The organism is Paenibacillus woosongensis (assembly GCF_030122845.1).
GTDB lineage: Bacteria > Bacillota > Bacilli > Paenibacillales > Paenibacillaceae > Fontibacillus > Fontibacillus woosongensis_A.
In genome coordinates this window covers 5,241,834-5,262,714 of record NZ_CP126084.1, presented here as the reverse complement: position 1 = coordinate 5,262,714, position 20,881 = coordinate 5,241,834, and the positions used below count along the sequence as shown (strand labels likewise).

20 protein-coding genes are annotated in these 20,881 nt (G+C 48.9%); all 20 read left to right on the top strand.

Annotation, left to right across the window (positions count from 1 at the left end):
• Positions 1-148: 148 nt before the first annotated feature.
• The 20 genes from QNH46_RS24235 (at position 149) to QNH46_RS24140 (ending at position 20,881) form a co-directional block, all read left to right on the top strand.
• Positions 149-370: an uberolysin/carnocyclin family circular bacteriocin gene (locus tag QNH46_RS24235; RefSeq protein WP_213591781.1), complete on the top strand. Its 222-nt coding sequence runs from the start codon at positions 149-151 to the stop codon at positions 368-370.
• A gap of 348 nt (positions 371-718) precedes the next feature.
• Positions 719-2,164 carry a hypothetical protein gene (locus QNH46_RS24230; protein WP_283926395.1) on the top strand — a complete coding sequence of 482 codons (1,446 nt, stop codon included), beginning with the start codon at positions 719-721 and terminating at the stop codon, positions 2,162-2,164.
• Positions 2,165-2,231: 67 nt separating this feature from the next.
• On the top strand, positions 2,232-2,690 hold the full coding sequence (locus tag QNH46_RS24225; RefSeq protein WP_283926394.1) for a stage II sporulation protein M: 459 nt from the start codon (positions 2,232-2,234) through the stop codon (positions 2,688-2,690).
• Between the two features lie 13 nt (positions 2,691-2,703).
• The gene (locus QNH46_RS24220; protein WP_283926393.1) at positions 2,704-3,381 is read left to right on the top strand and encodes an ABC transporter ATP-binding protein; all 678 of its coding nucleotides are present in this window, start codon (positions 2,704-2,706) and stop codon (positions 3,379-3,381) included.
• A 1-nt stretch (position 3,382) separates the two neighbouring features.
• The gene (locus tag QNH46_RS24215; RefSeq protein WP_283926392.1) at positions 3,383-3,655 is read left to right on the top strand and encodes a hypothetical protein; all 273 of its coding nucleotides are present in this window, start codon (positions 3,383-3,385) and stop codon (positions 3,653-3,655) included.
• A gap of 246 nt (positions 3,656-3,901) precedes the next feature.
• Positions 3,902-4,906, top strand: coding sequence for an ABC transporter ATP-binding protein (locus tag QNH46_RS24210; protein ID WP_283928541.1), 1,005 nt, complete (start codon positions 3,902-3,904; stop codon positions 4,904-4,906).
• A gap of 12 nt (positions 4,907-4,918) precedes the next feature.
• Positions 4,919-5,854, top strand: coding sequence for an ABC transporter ATP-binding protein (locus QNH46_RS24205; RefSeq protein ID WP_283926391.1), 936 nt, complete (start codon positions 4,919-4,921; stop codon positions 5,852-5,854).
• A gap of 5 nt (positions 5,855-5,859) precedes the next feature.
• Positions 5,860-6,822 carry an oligopeptide ABC transporter permease gene (opp4B, locus tag QNH46_RS24200; RefSeq protein WP_283926390.1) on the top strand — a complete coding sequence of 321 codons (963 nt, stop codon included), beginning with the start codon at positions 5,860-5,862 and terminating at the stop codon, positions 6,820-6,822.
• 29 nt (positions 6,823-6,851) lie between these two features.
• Positions 6,852-7,760, top strand: a complete 909-nt coding sequence (locus tag QNH46_RS24195) for an ABC transporter permease (RefSeq protein WP_283926389.1) — start codon at positions 6,852-6,854, stop codon at positions 7,758-7,760.
• 15 nt (positions 7,761-7,775) lie between these two features.
• Positions 7,776-9,605: an oligopeptide ABC transporter substrate-binding protein gene (locus tag QNH46_RS24190; RefSeq protein ID WP_283926388.1), complete on the top strand. Its 1,830-nt coding sequence runs from the start codon at positions 7,776-7,778 to the stop codon at positions 9,603-9,605.
• Positions 9,606-9,888: 283 nt separating this feature from the next.
• Positions 9,889-10,941: an LCP family protein gene (locus QNH46_RS24185; RefSeq protein ID WP_283926387.1), complete on the top strand. Its 1,053-nt coding sequence runs from the start codon at positions 9,889-9,891 to the stop codon at positions 10,939-10,941.
• 155 nt (positions 10,942-11,096) lie between these two features.
• Positions 11,097-11,525, top strand: coding sequence for a CBS domain-containing protein (locus QNH46_RS24180; protein ID WP_283926386.1), 429 nt, complete (start codon positions 11,097-11,099; stop codon positions 11,523-11,525).
• Between the two features lie 86 nt (positions 11,526-11,611).
• A complete protein-coding gene (locus QNH46_RS24175) occupies positions 11,612-11,914 on the top strand; it encodes a MazG-like family protein (protein ID WP_196427303.1) in 303 nt (100 codons plus the stop codon).
• A 6-nt stretch (positions 11,915-11,920) separates the two neighbouring features.
• Positions 11,921-12,847, top strand: coding sequence for a DUF2232 domain-containing protein (locus QNH46_RS24170; protein ID WP_283926385.1), 927 nt, complete (start codon positions 11,921-11,923; stop codon positions 12,845-12,847).
• 11 nt (positions 12,848-12,858) lie between these two features.
• The gene (locus QNH46_RS24165; protein ID WP_283926384.1) at positions 12,859-14,847 is read left to right on the top strand and encodes a DHH family phosphoesterase; all 1,989 of its coding nucleotides are present in this window, start codon (positions 12,859-12,861) and stop codon (positions 14,845-14,847) included.
• On the top strand, positions 14,844-15,287 hold the full coding sequence (gene rplI, locus QNH46_RS24160; RefSeq protein WP_283926383.1) for a 50S ribosomal protein L9: 444 nt from the start codon (positions 14,844-14,846) through the stop codon (positions 15,285-15,287). The genes QNH46_RS24165 and rplI overlap by 4 nt, the downstream gene beginning before the upstream one ends.
• Position 15,288: 1 nt before the next feature.
• Complete coding sequence (gene dnaB, locus QNH46_RS24155) at positions 15,289-16,650, top strand: replicative DNA helicase (RefSeq protein ID WP_213591763.1); 1,362 nt, start codon at positions 15,289-15,291, stop codon at positions 16,648-16,650.
• Positions 16,651-16,896: 246 nt separating this feature from the next.
• On the top strand, positions 16,897-18,183 hold the full coding sequence (locus QNH46_RS24150; protein WP_283926382.1) for an adenylosuccinate synthase: 1,287 nt from the start codon (positions 16,897-16,899) through the stop codon (positions 18,181-18,183).
• A gap of 170 nt (positions 18,184-18,353) precedes the next feature.
• Entirely contained in the window at positions 18,354-19,100 is a 747-nt protein-coding gene (locus tag QNH46_RS24145; protein WP_283926381.1) for a hypothetical protein, read from the top strand.
• A 239-nt stretch (positions 19,101-19,339) separates the two neighbouring features.
• Positions 19,340-20,881, top strand: a complete 1,542-nt coding sequence (locus QNH46_RS24140; protein ID WP_283926380.1) for a peptidoglycan DD-metalloendopeptidase family protein — start codon at positions 19,340-19,342, stop codon at positions 20,879-20,881.

The following is a 20,881-nucleotide window of genomic DNA, read 5'->3' as shown; positions in this document are numbered from 1 at the left end:
GAAATTTGTCGGTGACTGGCTTTTTTGTTATGAAATGAAGCAAATTGTCCTTTTGGGGACAAATTGACTTGATAGAGTACCTATGCTAAATTTTGAAACGAGAGGTATATGTATATATTTCCATATAAACCAATAAGAAGGTGCTTTTATGTTTGATATTATGGCTTATTTAAGTATCGATAAGTCGCTTGCGACACAAATTGTAAATCTGATCGATACGATGGGTTATGCGGCAATTGCAGTATCTGCAATTATGACTCTTCTATCTGCTGGTTCGCTCGCCGTAACTAGCGTGATGATCGACGCTGCAATTCTTTATGTAAAAGACCTCCTGAAGAAGAACCTGAAGGCTCAAGCTATCGCTTGGTAATATAGTAAAGGACGGAAGAGACTGGCCATCTCTTCTTTCTTTCATTACTTGAACTTAATGCTACTGATATACATAAATTAGAGGTGAGTTCGTGCGTAAATCCTTTGGCATTTTATCGAAGAGTATGATCCTTGATCAATTTAGACAGGATTTTGCAGGTGTCACTCAGAAAATAAGGGAGAACTTGGGTATCAAGCTTCCTAATGCGCTTTGTTGGGTCATTGCAGGAATTCTTCAGTTAACTTTACTATTTTTATTTGCCATTTTTTAGAGAGCATTTCCCATGAGAAGATCCGAAATATTATTATTTTTTTCGTACTATTATTCAATGTGCTACTTCCTCGAGTTATGGCCCGACAAAACTCGAGCCGAGTCAGCAATCACCCGATTCAGGAATTACTTTGGCAATCCGGACGCAATGGGCATCAGCTCTTAAATGTCGTTTTAGTGACAGAAACCATCATGTTTTGGATCCATGAATTTATGTTTGAGGCTATCGCCATTTATGCAATTCTTAAATCTCCTCTTCATTGGGCGTCTTCCTTACTGCTAATTGCATTGTGGATACTACTGGTATCGACGATTTATTATACAACTCTGAAAAGAAGCGTATTAAGAAATTGGGGAGTAACGGCTATGCCGGCATTTCACCAAAACTTCCCGCTATATATCCTGAAGGTGGTATGTTTGACAGTACCCATTTATTTTATAAGCAAATTGCTTTTTTCACCGTTAATCAATCATCCCATTCCCGCTGAGCGCCTTGGACAAGGGTTAGGTGCAGTGCTGCGTGAATTTTCGGCAAATATCAAAGCAACGATAACATCACGTTTTAATCATATACTGGATTGGTTTCAGTATGAGTGGATCTATATCATTTTGGCGGCCTCCTTGGTCGTTTATGCCATGTTTACACTTGGTTATCTTTATTATTCGTCAAAGCTATCATTCTATCGAAAGAGACTTTCCCCTCAACTAGACAATACCAGAAGCTTATATTTTAAGTTTTATCATGGAATCGTTAATATGCTTTGGCGTAAAAATCCTTGGCTCAGCAGAGACTTATGGATTATGGAAAGAACGATCGGACAAACAAAGCTGCCACAGAAATTCATACTTGTATTTCCTCCGGCGATCAGTTCTATTGTGGGGCTATCTTTCTTTTTAATCCATGGGTTAGAGTCGTTCACTAATTTTGTTCTTGCCTTTTGGTTCATTTGCTGTTTTGCGTTATACCAGACCGCTTGGCTATGGGTATGGAACTATCCGATTCTTCATCCTTCCAGTGAATTAAGACAGATTGACTTAGTGAAGTTGTCTGCAGAGTATTCTGTTCAAAAATATATGCGCAGCAAAACGATGTTGCTGCTAGTTCTGTTAGTTCCACTTCAGCTTATTATGAACCTTATTCTGGTGGTTGGGGCGATCAAGCTTAAGGGAAGTCTGCCTGAAATAATAGTAGGAATTATAGGGACATGGCTGCTGTTTGTCATGATAGGCATAATGTCTTCATATTGGCTAAAATACTGCAGCCGGTTTGACTATGCGAACATGTTTTTAATTCGGATGGACACTTACGAGACTAGAATCGTTCAACAGTTCTATACCATTCCCAAAAGGTTTATCACGGGGGCCATGTTTGTATTGTTCTTTGTTGCCGTTTTTTTTGAAACCTCAGTTGGCCAAAAGCTGGTATACGACGCAATCTTGGTTTTTGTAATTGTAACGGGATTTACTCTGTATTTTTTCTTTAAAAATAAAAAAGGAAAGAGAGCGTCTTTAGTGAGTGAATAATTTAATCATTAGGCCATTTCGGCACACAATATTTAACTTGTATCGGGGGAAATTAATTTTTATATCCTTGGTATTTCTGGCATCTGTTATTTTCGGATTTATTGTCCAGAGTTATGATAAACCGCTCCCTTTTGAGGCTTCAGGCATTGTGTGGTGGAAATATCTTTTTCAAAACTTAAAGCAGTCTGTAATCGTTATATTGATTGGAACGGCCACTTACGGGATTGGGAATATTATTTTGCTAGCTTTAAATGGGATGGTTGTAGGGGTTGGGCTGGAGTTAACCATTCAGAACGGACGGGCTGACACGATCATCACGGCTTTCCTTCCGCACGCGGTGTTCGAAATACCCGCCATACTCTTGGCCTGCATTTGCCCGTATATTATTTGGGGAATAATAAAGGAGTCTATTCGACAGCATAGAATACAGACCCATTTAATTAAAAGCCAGCTTATGCCGGTGCTATTAGCAATTATCGTCTTTTTGGTGGTCGCTGCTGTATTGGAGGATGTATTCAGTTTGTAGAAGGGGTGAGATGATGCTGGCAGTACGCAATTTGAATTTTGGCTATGAGAAAGATAAACCCCTTTTTAAGGGAATATCCTTTGAGGCTCATGAGGGAGATATTATATGGCTAAGAGGACCAAATGGATGCGGCAAAACGACCTTATTACGAATCATTGCCCAGCTAATCGAAGCGGATTGCGAAATATATTATGAGGGCCGTAACTTAACGGATGGAAGACAAATTTTATCACAGCTAAGTTATATTCCTGTGGAGCCTTACTTATTCGACTATTTAACCGGTCAAGAGAATGCTAATTTCATTCGGGCATTGTTCGATATACCCGAGGAACAGTTCAACCAGGAATTCGGCAGAATGATTGACGGGTTCCAGATGAACCATGCCCTTAAGCAGTTTGTTCAAGAATATTCGTTAGGCATGCGGCATAAATTGTATTGGTCTTCCGTATTGGCCCGGAAAACGTCCATTATCCTGTTGGATGAGCCTTTCTCTTCCTTTGATCCAGAAGCTCAAGCCATGGCCAGCCAAATGCTTACCGACCGGGCAAAGGCTGGAGCACTAATCATATTTATTTCGCATCTTAAGGATTTAAGCCGTGAAATTGCAACCCGCACTTTGGAAATACAAAACGGTCTATTATATGAGTCATCTAAAGAATACGCCAAGAAAGAGGCAGAAAATTATGTTTAAGATGAAACAATGGATTGGATTACTTGCTGGATTGATTATGCTGTTAGCCGTCTTATCCAGTATAAAAATAGGCGAGGACCGATATATCGCCAGTTACGCTTCTGATCTGCTTGGATTAACCCATAATCGATTCGCCATCATTTTGATTTTTATAGCAGCCTGGTGGGTATGGGGAAAGACGATGAAGGATGTTAAAGCCATATGGCTGAATTGGTCGCGGCTTTTGCTATCGCTCCTGTTTCTCATTGCCTTTATATCATTTTTTATTGTGTAACTTAATATAGCACCAAACGGTGCTTTTTTAATTTAGGCGCCTAAATTTACTGACTTTGGAAAAAATGCTTGGAAAAAAAGGCTCAATAGGATATATTTATAGAAAATAAAGTATTTTCCATTAAATCCACTTTATATACATTATTCTCACAGAGGACAAAAATTAAAACCGAGTAAATATATGCGCTTTGTTTGCAATGATTGCCATTCTTATAATGTCATTAAATAACTTGACAGGGTGATGAATGTGAATGAAGAACTCTTGAAAATCGAGAATTTATCGACCTCATTTCGCATATCCGATGAATGGTATGCCGCTGTGGACGACCTTAGTCTAACGGTTAAGAAAAATGAAATATTGGCTATCGTCGGTGAATCTGGCTCGGGTAAAAGCGCGTTGGCTTTTTCCATTATGGGGCTGCATACGCGTGCTCGTATGGAGGGCAAGATTTACTACCATGGCCAGAACCTCGCAGCAATGTCTCCTGCTGAACTGAACAGGCTTCGTGGTAACGAAGTCAGTATGATCTTTCAGGATCCTCTATCTGCACTTAATCCTCTAATGATTATTGGAGAGCAAATTGAAGAAGTGCTGCTTCTTCATGAATCCAAACCATCTTCGTCAACTAAGAAATCCAGAAAACACAGAAGAGAACAAGCTATCGAATTATTGCATAAAGTAGGGATCCCCCGCCCGGAATATACATACGGGCAATATCCTCATGAATTATCCGGCGGCATGCGGCAGCGGGTAGTCATTGCGATCGCCATCGCAAACGAGCCGAAGCTGTTAATTGCCGATGAGCCGACGACGGCTCTTGACGTTACGATTCAGCTGCAAATTTTAGAACTGATCCGGCGCCTTAAAGAAGATATGGATGCAGGAATTATTCTCATTACGCATGATTTGGGTGTTGTGGCGGAGATGGCGGATCGGGTAGCGGTCATGTATGCCGGCCAGATTGTTGAAATCGCTTCAATTTATGCGCTGATGACAAATGCGAAGCACCCCTATACCCGTTCCTTAATGAGCTCCATACCTACCGCGAGCGACGAGAGGACGAAGCTGCATGTGATCCATGGCGTGGTACCGTCACTGAAGCACTTGCCCCGTCAAGGCTGCCGCTTTAGATCACGTATTCCATGGATCAGTGAATCGAAGCACGAGGCAGATCCTCAGCTGCATGAGGTCGAACCGGGCCACTATGTGCGCTGTACATGCTATAAGGATTTTCACTTTCTCGATCACTAAGGAGGAATACGTATGGCACTTCTTGAGGTTAGAGATTTGAAGGTGTATTTTCCGGTCTACGGCGGGGTGTTCAGAAGGGTCATCGATCGGGTAAAGGCAGTGGACGGCGTCAGCTTGAGTATAGAGCCTGGGCAGACCTATGGTCTCGTTGGAGAGTCCGGCTCAGGGAAGACAACGACAGGGCGAGCGATTATCGGTTTGAATCCGGTCACCGCGGGACAGATCTTATTTCAAGGGGAGGACATCGGCAAAGGCATGCGCCGAAGCCGTTCAAAGTTCCGCAGAGATATTCAGATGATCTTCCAGGATCCGTATTCGTCATTGAATCCGAAGAAGCGGGTGCTGGATATCGTGGCGGAACCGCTGCGCAATTTCGAGCGATTGTCGGCTGGGGAGGAGAAGCGCCGCGTACAGGAGCTTTTGACCCAGGTCGGCTTAAGCGCAGAGACGATACATAAATATCCGCATGAATTTTCCGGAGGACAGCGTCAGCGGATCGGCATAGCCCGGGCAATCGCTTTGAAGCCTAAGCTCATTATAGCCGATGAACCGGTATCTTCGCTGGACGTCTCCGTGCAGGCCCAGGTGCTGAACTTCATGCAGGACATCCAGAAAGAGCTTAATCTCACCTATTTATTCATTAGCCATGATCTCGGGATAATCCGCCACATGTGCGATTATATCGGCATTATGTACAAGGGGCGGCATGTAGAACAGGGCACTACGAGGGATATTTTTGAGCATCCTCAGCATATTTATACGAAGCGTCTCCTGGCAGCCATTCCGGATCTGGATCCGAGGCAGCGGGAGAAGCGTCAGCGGCTGCGTCAAACGATCCGTCTGGAATATGAGGAGGCGTATTCCCGTTACTTTGATCAAGAAGGACTGGCTTATGATTTAAAACCGCTCTCCACCACTCACTTTGCGGCATTGCCCGAAAGGGGGTGAAGCTGATGTGGAAAACGATTCTGCGCAGGCTGCTGATCATGATTCCGCAAATTATCCTGCTGAGCGTTCTCGTTTTTATTCTTGCGAAATCATTGCCGGGGGATGCCTTGACTGGAATGCTTGATCCTAGTGTCGATCCGTCGATGTTAGCCGAGCAGCGAGAGAAGCTTGGGCTGAACAATCCTTGGCATATTCAGTATTGGGATTGGGTGAAGAGGGCAGTTCAGGGCGATTTTGGCCAATCTTTCCGGTTCAAAATGCCCGTGACAGATTTAATCGGACAACGGATCAGCAATACGATTTGGCTGTCTTTGGTTACGTTAGTAATTACTTATCTCATCGCCATCCCGCTTGGGATCATTAGCGGTCGTTATAACGATACCTGGGGAGACCGGATTATTACCGGTTATACCTATCTGGGATTCGCTGCGCCTTTGTTCATTTTCTCGCTCCTTATGCTGTGGATTTTCGGATTTCATTTCCGGGCGTTCCCCACGGAAGGAAGCGTAACTCCCGGGCTTGTTCCGGGCAGCTTCGACTACATGGCCAGTAAACTATACCATTTACTGCTCCCCGCATTGTCTATGGCTCTGATAACTACCGTGTCTACTGTACAGTATTTACGCAGCGAGATTATTGATACGAAGCAGAAGGATTTCGTTTTGCTGGCTAGAGCGAAGGGAGCATCGGAATCTCGCGTGTATACGCATCATATTTTGCGAAACTCGCTTTTGCCAATCGCCGCATTTTTTGGTTATGAAATAACGGGGCTCATCGGGGGAACTGTGTTCATCGAATATATTTTTAGTTATCCGGGGATGGGACAGCTGTTTCTAAATTCTATTTTGATCCGTGATTTTAGCGTCGTTACTGCCCTGGTTCTTCTTTATGGCATTGCTTCCATTTTAGGTTCTTTAATTTCCGATATCATTCTGGGCATCGTGGATCCTCGCATTCGTATTAAATAATGCTTAGAACGCATAGGGGTGATGATGAAATGAATAAGGCAAGCGGGCTAGCGGAGGACGGAGCCTATGAGCCAGCGGCCAGCCCCTCAAGCTGGCAGATTTTATGGCGGGAAATCAAGCGGGATAAGCTGGCTTTGGGATCCTTGATTTTATTGGGGCTCGTCGTCGTTGCGGTCTATGGCATATCTTTGATCCTGGATCAAAAACAGATTGTTACGGTCGATCTATTTGCATTGTATCAGCCACCGTCCTCCAAGTTCTGGTTAGGCACAGACTATGGCGGGCGGGACGTCTTCGGGCAATTGATTATCGGTACCAGAAACTCGCTGTCGATCGGGATTATTGTAACCTTACTCACCGGATTGATCGGTATTTTGGTTGGACTTATATCCGGTTATTTCGGCGGGACGGCAGATAACATCTCGATGCGCGTGGTTGATTTTTTTATGATTCTGCCAACGCTGATGATCGTCATTGCCTTTGTGGCTGCAGTTCCGAAATACAGCATTATATCTTTCTCCTTGATCATGACGGCATTTCTATGGATGGGGATAGCCCGTCTCATAAGATCGAAGGCATTGCAGGAGAAGGAGCTTGAATATGTGAAAGCCTCAAGGACGCTCGGTTCATCCCATCTAAAGATTATGTTCACCCAGGTCCTGCCCAATTTAAGCTCCATCATCATTGTGACGATGACGTTGAATTTAGCGGCCAATATCGGCCTGGAGTCAGGTTTGTCTTTTCTGGGATTCGGTTTTCCGGAGAGCACCCCTAGTCTCGGAACCCTGGTCAGCTACGCCCGGAATCCGCAGACGCTGGAATATCGGTGGTGGATTTGGTTGCCGGCATCACTACTCATTCTTGTATTGATGCTTAGCATAAACAATGTCGGTCAAGCGCTCAAGCGTGCGACGGATGCAAGACAAAGAAGAGGATAAAAGGGAGGAAATTTGATGAAAAAAAGGGTTAGCTCCAAAATGCTGCTGCCGTTATTGTTTGCATTCATGATTGTTCTTTCCGCCTGCACATCCGGCAAAGGGAACGATGTGACTCTGCCCAGTCCCACGAACACGCCAAACCAGACGGACGGCAACAAGAAGCAGACAGAGGAAGGCTTATACTCCATTGAGGATTTCAGCAATGTGAAGACGAATGAAGGGGAAGCAATCAAAGGGGGGACGATTACATATGGCCTTGTCTCCGATACGCCGTTCGAAGGCATCCTCAACTATGTTTTCTCCTCGGGTATTCCTGACGCCAAGGTTCTTGGGTGGTTTGATGAAGCGTTATTAACATGGGATAAGAACTATGTGTTCACGAACGATGGTGCAGCGACCTATGAGGTATCGGAGGATGGAAGGACTTTTACCTTCACGATTCGCGACAATGTCAACTGGCATGATGGTAAGCCTGTAACTGCGGAGGACTGGGAGTTTGCCCATGAGGTCATCGCTCACAAGGATTATGATGGCCCGCGCTACGGCGCTGATTTCACGAATATTGAAGGGTTGGTCGAATACCGGGAAGGCAAAGCAGATAAGATTTCCGGCATCAAAGTGCTGAGCGATAAGAAGCTGCAAATTACGTACATTAAATCAACGCCATCATTATTGACGGGCAGCATCTGGACGTATCCGCTAGCGAAGCACATTTTCGGAAATATGGAGGTCGCTAAGATGTCATCCTCTTCCGCAGTGCGCGAGAAGCCGATCAGCTTCGGTGCCTTCAAGGTGGAGAGTATCGTACCGGGGGAATCCGTGGTTTTTGCCAAGAACCCGGATTATTGGCGCGGCGAGCCCCATCTGGATAAAGTCGTGCTCAAGGTGATCAATCCGACGACGATCGTACAGCAATTGAAATCGGGCGGGGTTGATCTGGTGGATTCGTTCCCGATTGACCAATTCCCTGACAATGCAGACATGTCCAATGTAGAATATTTAGGAGTTGTCGATCGGGCATATACGTATATCGGCTTTAAGCTGGGCAAGTGGGATGAAGCCAATAAGGTCGTCGCCCCGGACCCCAATGCCAAAATGGCCGATGTGAACCTGCGCAGAGCCATGTGGCATGCCGTGGATAATGACCAGGTGGGCAAACGCTTCTACCATGGTCTGCGCTGGAACGCAACGACACTGATCCCTCCGTCGCATCCGGAGTTCCATGATGCCAGCAATCCAGGAATTGCGTATGACGTGGAGAAGGCCAATCAAATTCTGGATGAAGCCGGTTATAAGAAAAACGGTGAATTCCGCACCAAACCGGACGGCAGTGAGCTGGTGATCAATTTCATATCAATGACGGGCGGAGATATTGCGGAGCCGTTGGCCCGTTATTATGTGCAGTCCTGGAATGCGATCGGGCTGAACGTTAACATGGAACTGGCTGAATTCAACTCATTCTATGATCGCGTAGGAAACAACGGAAAGGATGATCCAAACGTCGATGTTTATATGGGCGCGTGGAGCGTGGGCATCGACGTTGACCCGACGGGCATGTATGGGCGGGATGCGCTGTTCAACTTTCCGAGATACGCCAGCGAAGAGAATGACCGCCTGCTAGCAGAGGGGATCTCCGAGAAGGCTTTCGATGTGGCTACTCGCCAAGCCATCTATAAAGAGTGGCAGCAGTTAATGGTCAATGAAATTCCGGTATTCCCGACGTTATACCGTTCCGTAATTGTACCCGTCAATAAACGTATTCTTAATTATGCCATCGGCGACGGCACCGGCCTCTATCTTCATGAGCTTGCCGTATCGCAGGATAAGCCATTTGTAGCGGAGTAGAAGAGTTTACGGCTATAAGTGATGTAATGAATCAATCCCCCCGGGCAGGGGGGATTTTTTTGATGCTCTTCCAACAACATATTTGTGCGGAAAAACCCGTTTATGGTATAGTACGAAGCGATAGAGTTATTTGTTTTGTATCTGTTAAATTACTATTTTGTAGTTTTTTGCCGAGGGCAACGGTTTACAATTAATTGAAGACGCCTGGTATTGCGGCTATTTCCCGTGAAGAGAAAGACACTGCGAAGGAGAGCCGTATAGTACAAACCATGGGAGGCATATGATGTTAGAACGAGGAAATAGAGTAAAGGATATAAAGAAAAAGCGCAGCAGACTTAAGGGCCTGCTCATCACGCTGCTGGTTCTGATTATTGTCGGAGCCGGCGCATATACATTCCGCAAGCCATTGGCTCTGATGGCCTTTGATTTGTTCCTGTCTGGGCAGGTGGAGGAGAAGCTGGAGAAGTCGTATTCCCCTATCGATGGAGAGAAGCCCAAGCCCGTTGCAGCGAAGCAAACGGAGCCGTTCACCGCTTTGCTGCTGGGAGTTGACCAGCGTGACAACGAGCCGGCTCGCTCCGATACGCTGATCTACGCCGTCGTACGTCCGGAAGATTCCAAAGTACTGCTGGTTTCGATTCCGCGGGATACGTACACGGAAATCGTAGGCAGGGACAAGAGCGATAAAATCAACCATGCCTATGCTTTTGGCGGGGCCAAAATGTCCAAGGATACGGTAGCCAATTTCTTAGGATATCCTGCTGACTATTATGCAGCCATCAATTTTGAGGGGCTTCGGGAAGTTGTCGATGAACTGGGCGGCATTGAGCTGCCGATCGATAAGGATATCGTCAATAAACACAAGGACCACGAGAAATTCACCATCAAGGCAGGCAAGCCGTTGTACGATGGGCAAGAAGCGCTTAATTTCGTCAGATACCGGGAGGATAGCGACTTCAACCGGACGAAGCGGCATCAGATTTTCTTGAGTGCGCTGGTAGACCGCATGCTGAAGCTGGATCAAATCGGGAAAATCCCCGATCTGATGAATATGCTGGGTGAGAACTTCAAGACAGACATGACCCCTAGCTTTATCATCGATCTCTCCAAGCAACTGCTGACCAATCAAGCGCCGCAAATCAGCGGGTTTACCATTATGGGTGAAGGGATGCGCAAAAACGGAGTCTACTATATTCAGGCGAATGAAGAAGATGTGACTTTTGCCGAGCAGCTGATCGAGAACTGGTCGGATCCGAATACGAAGACGGAGGATTTGCTGAATCCTAATGCACAGTCCGCCCAAGAGGGGCAAAATAGCGAGCAGCCTTCGTTATAAAGATTCTATATATGTCCTTATTAAATCCATCCTTACTAAACTTTATTCGGCAGTCCGGTTCCCGGCTGCCGATTTCGCACCTGTAGTGGAACAAAACCTTCTTTGAATCGTAGTCAATAGGAGAGTCTGAAAAGGGCAGAGGAGGACTTTTATCTATGAATATCGCATTTTTTTTACTTCCCAAAAAGGATGTCGTTTCCGTAACGCTGGATTCTACATTAAGGCAGACCTTGGAGAGAATGGAGTATCACAGGTATACCGCTGTGCCGATTATCGGCAAGGACGGGGTGTATGTCGGTACGGTAACCGAAGGTGATCTCCTATGGTATATGAAGAATTCCGGAGGCAGGGTCACTTTTGAGAACGCTTCTAAATATTTGCTCAAGGACGTTCCGCTCAAGATGAACATTAAGGCGGTATCGATCGATGCGGATATGGAAGGCTTGATCAATTTGGCCAAAGTGCAGAATTTTGTGCCTGTAGTGGATGATATGGGCCGATTTATCGGCATCGTGCGCCGCAGCCAGATTATTGAGTATTGCGAGCGTTTTGTGACTCGGGATGTATCCGTTCCCAAAAATTAGACGCAAGGTTTGCTTCAAGGGAATGAATTGCTTTATGCTATAATGAAGAATAAAGCCTTTTTCAGGGAGGGTGGAAGCTGTCCGCCATGCAGAAAGAAATGGATGTGGCCAAACGCGCCAAAGTGATTGAATGGCTCAAAACGGAAGTGGTCGATCACGTATCCCGTTTATTCAAGGCATTGTGGGAAGGCAGCACGACACGGGTAAGTGATAGTCTTGCCAGTCTGGTCGTCAGTTGTTACATATTGGGACGCAGGCTTGGCATATCCTATAAGGATATGGACGATCATATCTTGGAAAAGCTAAAGAAACATGAGCAAGAAGGGCACCAGTTGGAAGATTGGTATCAGGATATTTCTACATTGCAAGAACATATGCGCAAGAGGTGAATCCATTTGAATTTACGCTGGACCTCGGTGGCATGGAGCGTAGTCTATCTGCTGCTCCTGCTGTCGTTTGCAACGCCTTTTTCTTTTATAACTATTTTCGTTCTGCTATTGCCCGGCGTAATCCTCTACGCAACGTTATCGGTAAGAGCATTTGCATTTCACATCGCGATCGTATGGATGGCAGCGGCTCTGCTCCTGTCTAATCCCGTAATTATTCTATTGGCCGTATTTTTTATGGTTCCGGCCTTGGTCATGGGGCATTTGTATAAGACACGGGCCTCTGCGCTCAAGGTCGTTGTGATGGGAACGGGAACGCTTCTGCTGGAGTTTCTGCTGGCATTTCTCGCTGTTACTGTTATCTATGACTTCAATTTGGCCTCTTCGATTGAAGAGACGCTAAATACGATGATGTCTCTGATGCAGAATATGGCTGACAATGAGTTGATCGCCTCGGATCTAGTCTGGTCTCCGGAAATGGCGCAGCAGCTTTCCAGCCTGGCGGCCAGAATGACGCCATTTACGATGATCATGTGCTCGTTTCTGCTTGCAGCTGTAACGCATCTGATTGCCCGGCCAACGTTGAATAGTCTTGGACATTCGGTGAGAAGCTTCCCGCCGCTGCGCGACTGGAGACTGCCGAGAGCGCTGATCTGGTATTACCTGGCTACGGTATTGATCATGCTGTTTGGCAGCGCCGCTGTCATGGAAAGCTTCGTCGGGACGGTGCTGCTGAATTTGTCGCCGCTGCTCAATTTCTTGTTTATGATTCAGGCAGCCAGCTTTTTCTTCTTCTTGGCTTATCAGAAGAAGTGGAATCCGGCGATTCCGGTGTTGCTGATCATAGCGATGCTATTTATTCCGCCTCTGAAAATTGTGGGAATCCTGGATATCGCTATGCCGCTGCGTGAGATGATTACGAGATCAAGACGATAGGGTGAGAAATCATGCCTAATTTACTTCAAAAACGTTGGCACGGCTATCAGACCGTGTGGGTGTTCGCGCTGCAGCTTCTGCTCGTCATATTCATCTCCTATTACAATTGGGTGCTCGGCCTGATCAGTTTATGCCTGGTCTGCGGCTTAACTTATGTAATGCTTCGGGCGGAGCGGCGCTTCCGCAAGGAGCTCGTTCGTTATGTGACCGATCTAACGTACCGAATTAAACGGGTAGAAGGTGAGGCGGTAAGCCGCCTGCCGTTCGGGATTATGCTGTATAGCGAAGAACGGACGGTAGAGTGGCATAACCGCTTCGTGAACAAAATGTTCGGCCAGGATTCTGTCGTTGGACAACCGCTATCGGAGCTGCTTCCGGCGCTGCCTCCCTATCCCTCCCGGGATAAGAAGGACGCTGCTGCAAATACAATCTCTACGGTCGAAGCGGCCGTAGCAGACCGGCATTACGAGTTGACGGTGCTCCATGATGAGCGCCTGATTTACGTTCACGACATTACGGAGTTCGCCGTTCTGCGTGACCGGTACGAGGACGAGAGGGCCGCGCTGGGCATCGTGATGCTCGACAACCTGGACGAAGCGACCCAGGGGATGGACGATCAGCAGCGTACCGCGCTCATCGCGCGCGTGGCAACAGCTCTGACCGAATGGGCGAAGCAGTACAGGGTCTATCTGCGAAGGCTGTCCTCAGAGCGGTATTTGATGATGCTGAATCAAAAATCGCTGAACGAACTGGAGCAGAGCCGGTTCGTGATCCTGGACGAGGTCCGCGAGATGACCGCGGACCTGAAGGTGCCGATGACGCTGAGCATCGGCCTCGCCTTCGGCACCGAGCGCTTCAGCGAGCTGGGCGAACTTGCCCAGTCGAGTCTGGATATGGCGCTCGGGCGCGGGGGGGACCAGGCCGCGGTGAAGGCCGGTCAGCGGCTCTCGTTCTATGGCGGCAAGTCGGGCGCCATAGAGAAGCGGACGCGCGTGCGGGCGCGCGTCATCGCCCATGCTCTCCGCGATTTGATGCAGGAGAGCGACAGAGTTATAATTATGGGCCACCGCATGCCGGATTTGGACGTCATCGGGGCCTCTATCGGCGTGCTGAAGGCCGCCGATATGTTCCAGGTCGAGGCGCATATTGTGCTCGACGATAAGAATCCGGGCATCGACCGGCTAATGGAGCGGATCGAGAAGGAAGAGCCCTTGCGGCGCCGCTTCATTACGTCGGAGTATGCGCTCGATTTGATGACCGAGCACACGTTATTAATCGTCGTTGATACGCATAAGGCTTCGATGACGATGGAGCCGAAGCTGGTTGAAGAGGCCAGCCGGGTCGTGGTCGTTGACCACCACCGGCGGGGCGAGGAGTTCATCAATGATGCGGTGCTTGTCTATCTGGAGCCTTATGCTTCCTCGGCCAGCGAGCTCGTTACCGAGCTGATCCAGTATATTCACGAGAAGGTGGAGCTCAGCCCGCTGGAGGCGACGACCTTGCTTGCCGGAATTACGGTGGATACGAAGCATTTCGCGCTCCATACGGGATCGCGTACGTTCGAGGCCGCGGCATTTCTGCGGCGCATCGGCGCGGACAGCGTGATGGTACAGCGGGTTCTGAAGGAAGACCTGCAGGAATATATCGCCAAAGCCGATATTATAAAGCATGCGCGCATGATTCATAATCATATCGCGCTGGCGGTGACGGAGCCGAACCGCAAAATTCCGCAGCTGCTGATCGCCCAGGTGGCGGACACGCTGCTGAATATGACGAATGTGCTGGCATCGTTCGTGATTAGCGAGCGGCCCGATGGCCTCATCGGCATCAGTGCCCGTTCCTTGGGGAACATGAATGTGCAAATCGTAATGGAGCGGCTTGGCGGAGGCGGCCATCTGACGAACGCTGCGGTACAATTGGAAGGAACCCAGGCGGAGGCGGAGAGAAGGCTGCTCGAAGTACTGGATGAAATAGAAAAGGAAGAGGGGTTATTCGAATGAGAGTCATTTTCTTAAAGGACGTAAAGGGTCAAGGCAAAAAAGGGGAAATTAAAAACGTATCCGAAGGTTACGCACAGAACTTTCTGATTCCGCGGGGGCTGGTTCGTGTAGCTACCGAAGGCAACGTTAAGACGCTGGAGGTTCAGAATGCGGCGGAAGAGAAGCGCAAGGCTCAGGAGAAGGCAGAAGCTGTCGAGCTGGGCAAAAAGCTGGAGGAGATGACAGTAACACTGCAAGCCAAAGCGGGAGAGGGCGGCCGCCTGTTCGGAGCGATCACGAATAAGCAAATCGCCGAAGCCTTGGCGAAAGCGGGCGTGAAGATCGACCGGCGCAAAATCGAGCTTGCCGAGCCGATCCGGACGCTGGGCGTCACTCAGGTGCCAGTGAAGCTGCACCCCGACGTGAAGTCGACGTTGAAGGTTCAAGTGACGGAGGAATAAAATGGCGGGAGATCAATTTTTCGACCGTATTCCCCCGCAGAATCTTGAAGCGGAGCAGGCGGTGCTTGGGGCAATACTGCTGCAGTCGGAAGCGCTGATTACCGCCATGGAACGGGTGCGGACGGAAGATTTCTATGATCCTCCTCACCAATTAATCTATGAAGCCATGGTGCAGCTTGGCGAGGAAAGTCAGCCGATCGACCTGGTTACGCTAACCTCGAAGCTTCAGGATCGGGGGGAGCTGGAGGATATCGGCGGAGTCAGTTATCTGGCGAAGCTGGCTAACGCGGTGCCTACGGCGGCTAACGTCGACTACTACGCTCGCATCATAGAAGAGAAGTCCATGCTTCGCCGACTTATCCGTACGGCTACGCAAATCGTTAGCGAGGGTTATGCGGGCGGTGAAGATGTCGGCGGCCTGCTGAGCGATGCGGAGCGGAAAATCCTCGAAATTTCCAATAGCCGATCCGGCAGCGGCTTTATTGCAATACGCGATGTTTTAATGGAAGTGTTCGAAAAAGTGGAGGAGCTGCACCAAAATCGGGGCAATACCACGGGAATCCCTTCGGGCTTCGTCGATCTCGATCGGATGACGTCCGGCTTCCAGCGGAATGACCTGATTATCGTGGCGGCTCGTCCATCTGTCGGTAAGACGGCGTTTGCCCTGAACATTGCCCAGAACGTGGCCGTTCGGGCCAAAGAGACCGTCGCCATCTTCAGTCTGGAGATGTCGGCGGCTCAGCTCGTTCAGCGGATGATTTGCGCGGAGGCGAATCTGGACGCGGGAGTCATGCGAACAGGGGACTTCAAAAACGACGACGATTGGTCCAAGCTGACGATGGGGATTGCCGCATTGTCGGAATCGGAGATTTATATCGATGATACGCCTGGGGTAACGGTAGCCGATATTCGGGCGAAGTGCCGCCGGCTCAAGAAGGAGAAAGGCCTTGGCATGATCGTGATCGATTACCTGCAGCTTATCCATGGGCGCGGCAAGCCGGGGGAGAACCGGCAGCAGGAGGTATCGGAAATATCGCGTACGCTGAAGCAAATCGCCCGTGAGCTTGAGGTTCCGGTCATCGCCTTGTCCCAGCTTAGCCGGGGCGTAGAGCAGCGGCAGGACAAGCGGCCGATGATGTCCGACTTGCGGGAGTCGGGTTCGATTGAGCAGGATGCGGATATCGTCGCATTCTTGTACCGGGATGATTACTACAATCAGGAGACGGAGAAAAAGAACATCATCGAGATTATCATTGCCAAACAGCGTAACGGCCCGGTCGGTACCGTAGAGCTGGTGTTCTTGAAGAACTTCAATAAGTTCGCGAATTACGAACGCGCGCATACTGACGCGTTTGCGGGGTGAATTATAAACTAAATAACGGCATTGTCCTTATATTACAGATTTTCATGCCAGAATCCGAACAATCACGTATCGAAATACGTGATTGTTCGTCTTTTAATTTGACATTGAAAATCGCGCTTGTTACACTTGTATTGCTGCTGCTCTGGATCGAGCAGATCCACAGTGGCTGAAGGCAAAAATGAATCTGACGTATGGAATCCGAGCAAGGCAAATTTAGGTGCCTTACGCACCGACGGGGGAATGTACATGTCAACAGTAGTCGTTGTCGGAACGCAATGGGGAGACGAAGGTAAGGGCAAAATCACCGATTATCTGGCGGAAAGCGCAGAGGTGGTGGCGCGTTACCAAGGCGGAAACAACGCTGGTCACACCATACTTATTGACGGGAAGAAGTACAAACTGAGCTTAATTCCATCGGGTATTTTTTATAAGGACAAAATATGCGTTATCGGTAACGGGATGGTCGTAAACCCGGCAGCCCTTATCGAGGAAATCCATTATATTCATGACAACGGATTTACGACGGACAATCTGGTGATCAGCGATCGCGCGCATGTCATCATGCCTTACCATACGGTCCTGGATGCGCTGGAGGAGGACCGCAAGGGGCCGAACAAGATCGGTACAACTCGTAAAGGGATTGGCCCGGCTTACATGGACAAAGCCGCGCGCAACGGCATCCGGATCGCCGACCTGCTCGATCCCGAGGAGTTCGAGACAAAGCTGCGCCATCTCATGAAGGAGAAGAACCATATTATCGAGCAGGTATATGGCGCTGAGCCGCTGGACGTTGAGGAAGTGCTGAAGCAATATTTAGGGTATGCGGAAATCGTCCGGCCATATGTTCGGGACACGTCAGTCATTCTGAATGATGCTATCGACGCGAAGCGCAAAGTGTTGTTTGAGGGCGCCCAAGGCGTCATGCTGGATATCGACCAGGGCACGTATCCGTTCGTGACTTCCTCGAATCCGTCGGCAGGCGGGGTTTGCATTGGCTCCGGCGTTGGCCCGTCGAAGATCGATCAGGTCATCGGCGTGGCGAAAGCCTACACGACCCGTGTCGGCGACGGTCCGTTCCCAACGGAGTTAAACGATGCCGTCGGCGACTCGATCCGCGAGGCCGGGCATGAGTATGGCACCGTAACGGGACGGCCGCGCCGTGTTGGCTGGTTCGACAGCGTCGTCGTGCGCCATGCCCGCCGGGTGAGCGGCCTGACCGGCCTGTCCCTGAACTCGCTGGACGTGCTGACCGGCCTGAAGACGGTCAAGATCTGCACCGGCTATAAGTACCGGGGCGAAGTAATCAGCCATTACCCGGCCAGCCTCAAGATGCTTGCAGAGTGCGAAGCGGTCTACGAGGAACTCCCAGGCTGGTCCGAGGACATCACCGGGGTGAAAACCCTCGATGATCTGCCGGAAACGACGCGGAATTACGTAAAGCGTGTATCCGAGCTGACAGGCATTCCGATCGCGATCTTCTCCGTGGGACGAAACCGCGATCAGACAAACCAAGTGCTGCCGATTTATGAATAAGGTTGCTGTATGATGGATTCGATAGCGTCATAACATTTAGCCGTCCGGAGCGTTCGTGGGGAACGTTTGCTCCGGGCGGCTTTTTTGCGTTTCTTTTTTCCTTTTATGAAGGTTGAAATCTTCCTCTATCGTCCATACTGATAGGTAGAAGACGTAGAAGGAGGTATACGATGAAGTGGGTTGCTTGGCTGGTAAAGCTATCGATCACAGTCGTAATGGTCAGCGTATTAACCGTTGCCACGACTGGTTATGTCGTGAACTGGTATATTCAATCACTGCTGGGCAGTTATAACATTCCTCTTGAAGTACAATCGCCTAATCTTGGAAGCATGATGAAGGGCATGCTGGGTTTTGGAGGCCAAGGAACCGGCAGCAAAAACCCGGGCGGCAGGAAGGCGGACGAAACAGATCATAAAAATATGAATGCAAGCGCGAATACAGGAACCGGTGGGAATAGCGCTGGAAACAGCAATGGAGATCGTGCGGGGAGCGGTAGTGAGAATAGCGAGGGCGGCGTCAGCAACGGCAATGAGTCTGATCGTCCCGCCGAAGATGGCGTGAATGTGGAAGAGGGAATTCCAGAGGACGCGCTTCCGGTGATGGGAGGGATGGCTTCCGGCCAATCGCAACAACAATCGCAACAACAGTCCCAGCAGGATGCACTCGGGAACCAGGATCAGGCGGTCGTCATCTCCCCGGATGATTTGTTGGCTAAAAAGGATGAGCTGCCCGACCAGCAGAAGGAAGAAATATTCAATATCCTGATGTCCAAGCTTCCGGAGGACGAAATGCAGAAGATGACGGTGGCAATGGAGGGCGGGTTGACCGAATCCGAAATGATAGAGATTCAGCAAATTTTGTCCAAGCATTTAGATAAAGAACAATATGCCAAGGTCATGGCTATGCTCAAAAAATAATGGAAAGCCTTTCTACCAAATCATCATGATAGCGTTACCATTCACAGGATTGTAAATAAAATACTCCCTGGATATTTTAGCAAAAACATGTTAAACCCGCTCTCGCAGCGGGTTTTTGCCATTTGTGAACAGAGTTGAAATTCGGGAGGGTCGTATGCTAAAGTAGACGATAGCGACCAAAGGTTAAAATTTTGAAACTATTTATTGTCGAATAGAGTCAAATATAAAGGAGATTTACCATGAAGGGTTTCAGGGGGAAAATTGGGCTTGATTGGCTTACGGAGCGGTATCAGTCTGCGGTTCAGCGTATCAGGCCAAGCCATAATCTACCGGAAAATGAGCAAGATGATATAGATAGCACGGATATAGAGCAGAAAACGCGATCACGCAGAGTCAGAATTGGGGCAATCGCTGCCGTACTTGCAACAGGCATGTTATTGGCTGGTTACCAGTATGCGCAGGCGCATACGGTGACCTATTACCGCGTCATGCTCCATGATGAGGAGATCGGAACGATCGATAGCGAGGATCAGCTGCAGGCGCTCTACAAGCGCAAAGAGCAGGAGTACGCCGAGAAGTATCCACAGGCGGATATGGTGGTTAATACGAAGGGCATAACAACGGTCGAGGCGAAGAAGTATAAAGCCAGGATTGATACGGAGGTTACTCTGGACAAGCTGTATGAGAGGCTGACGGGTTATTCCCGCGGGGTAGAGCTGAAGGTCGACGGCGAGACCATTGCGGTCGTGAAGGATCAGGCAACGGCAAACGCGATTCTGGAGCAAGTGAAAGGGAAATACATACCGGGCACTTCATCCAATAATGCGGCTTCTAGAATTAAATTAGTGAGCAGCAATCCGAACGCGGCCAAGAAGCAAAACGGTGTAACCGTGGAATCCGCAGAGATCGTGGAGGACGTAACGCAGGTTGCGGTAAAGACGGATCCGAACAAGGTGCTGAGCGCCGAGGAGGCGGTTCAGCGCATCGTAGAGGGCAGCGAGGCAGCGATCACTTATGTCGTTCGCGAAGGGGATACGATCTCATCCATTGCTAAGCGGTACGGGGTGACTCAGAAGGAATTGTTCGCGAATAACCCTGGCGTTCAGGAGAAGACAATGCAGATCGGTACGGAGCTGAACGTAAAGGCGTTGAAGCCTGCTCTAACCGTAAAGACGGTTGAACTGGTATCCGAGGAAATCGTCACCGAACCGGAAGTGATTATTCAGAAAAATGCGGATATGAAAGCCGGTCAGTCCAAGGTTGTTGCGGAAGGGCAAAGCGGTCTGAAGATTATGGAATATCGGCTGACCAAAGAGAATGGCGAGGTGGTCACCGAGGAATGGCTTGGCCATGAGGTCATTAAGGCATCGTCGCCGCGCATCATTATGAAAGGAACGAAGATCGTCGGCGAGGGCAGCGGCCAGTTCGCGTGGCCGGTATCCGGCGCACGAATGACGAGCAGCTACGGCGAGCGTTGGGGCCGAACTCATAAAGGCGTCGATCTGGTCTCCTCGAATCGGAACATTCTTGCCGCGGATGAAGGAGTTGTCAGCTTCGCAGGCGTCAAGTCCGGCTATGGCAATGTTATTATTATTAATCATAATAACGGATATGAGACGCTGTATGGGCATCTGAGCAAGATCAGTGTCAAGGAAGGCGAAGTCGTCGAGAAAGGTTCGAAAATCGGGATTATGGGCAGCACGGGACGTTCCACCGGTACTCATCTGCATTTTGAAATTCATAAGAACGGTACCGTCCAAAACCCGATGAAATATTTATAG

What these genes read in the sequence shown, in the direction of transcription:
- QNH46_RS24205 (WP_283926391.1), top strand. Translation starts at nt 4,919, where the DNA reads ATGGCACTTCTTGAGGTTAGAGATTTGAAGGTGTATTTTCCGGTCTAC.
- QNH46_RS24175 (WP_196427303.1), top strand. Translation starts at nt 11,612, where the DNA reads ATGCAGAAAGAAATGGATGTGGCCAAACGCGCCAAAGTGATTGAATGG.
- QNH46_RS24230 (WP_283926395.1), top strand. Translation starts at nt 719, where the DNA reads ATGGCCCGACAAAACTCGAGCCGAGTCAGCAATCACCCGATTCAGGAA.
- QNH46_RS24215 (WP_283926392.1), top strand. Translation starts at nt 3,383, where the DNA reads ATGAAACAATGGATTGGATTACTTGCTGGATTGATTATGCTGTTAGCC.
- QNH46_RS24140 (WP_283926380.1), top strand. Translation starts at nt 19,340, where the DNA reads ATGAAGGGTTTCAGGGGGAAAATTGGGCTTGATTGGCTTACGGAGCGG.
- opp4B (WP_283926390.1), top strand. Translation starts at nt 5,860, where the DNA reads ATGTGGAAAACGATTCTGCGCAGGCTGCTGATCATGATTCCGCAAATT.
- QNH46_RS24195 (WP_283926389.1), top strand. Translation starts at nt 6,852, where the DNA reads ATGAATAAGGCAAGCGGGCTAGCGGAGGACGGAGCCTATGAGCCAGCG.
- QNH46_RS24190 (WP_283926388.1), top strand. Translation starts at nt 7,776, where the DNA reads ATGAAAAAAAGGGTTAGCTCCAAAATGCTGCTGCCGTTATTGTTTGCA.
- QNH46_RS24235 (WP_213591781.1), top strand. Translation starts at nt 149, where the DNA reads ATGTTTGATATTATGGCTTATTTAAGTATCGATAAGTCGCTTGCGACA.
- QNH46_RS24180 (WP_283926386.1), top strand. Translation starts at nt 11,097, where the DNA reads ATGAATATCGCATTTTTTTTACTTCCCAAAAAGGATGTCGTTTCCGTA.
- QNH46_RS24145 (WP_283926381.1), top strand. Translation starts at nt 18,354, where the DNA reads ATGAAGTGGGTTGCTTGGCTGGTAAAGCTATCGATCACAGTCGTAATG.
- QNH46_RS24185 (WP_283926387.1), top strand. Translation starts at nt 9,889, where the DNA reads ATGTTAGAACGAGGAAATAGAGTAAAGGATATAAAGAAAAAGCGCAGC.
- QNH46_RS24165 (WP_283926384.1), top strand. Translation starts at nt 12,859, where the DNA reads ATGCCTAATTTACTTCAAAAACGTTGGCACGGCTATCAGACCGTGTGG.
- QNH46_RS24150 (WP_283926382.1), top strand. Translation starts at nt 16,897, where the DNA reads ATGTCAACAGTAGTCGTTGTCGGAACGCAATGGGGAGACGAAGGTAAG.
- QNH46_RS24220 (WP_283926393.1), top strand. Translation starts at nt 2,704, where the DNA reads ATGCTGGCAGTACGCAATTTGAATTTTGGCTATGAGAAAGATAAACCC.
- rplI (WP_283926383.1), top strand. Translation starts at nt 14,844, where the DNA reads ATGAGAGTCATTTTCTTAAAGGACGTAAAGGGTCAAGGCAAAAAAGGG.
- dnaB (WP_213591763.1), top strand. Translation starts at nt 15,289, where the DNA reads ATGGCGGGAGATCAATTTTTCGACCGTATTCCCCCGCAGAATCTTGAA.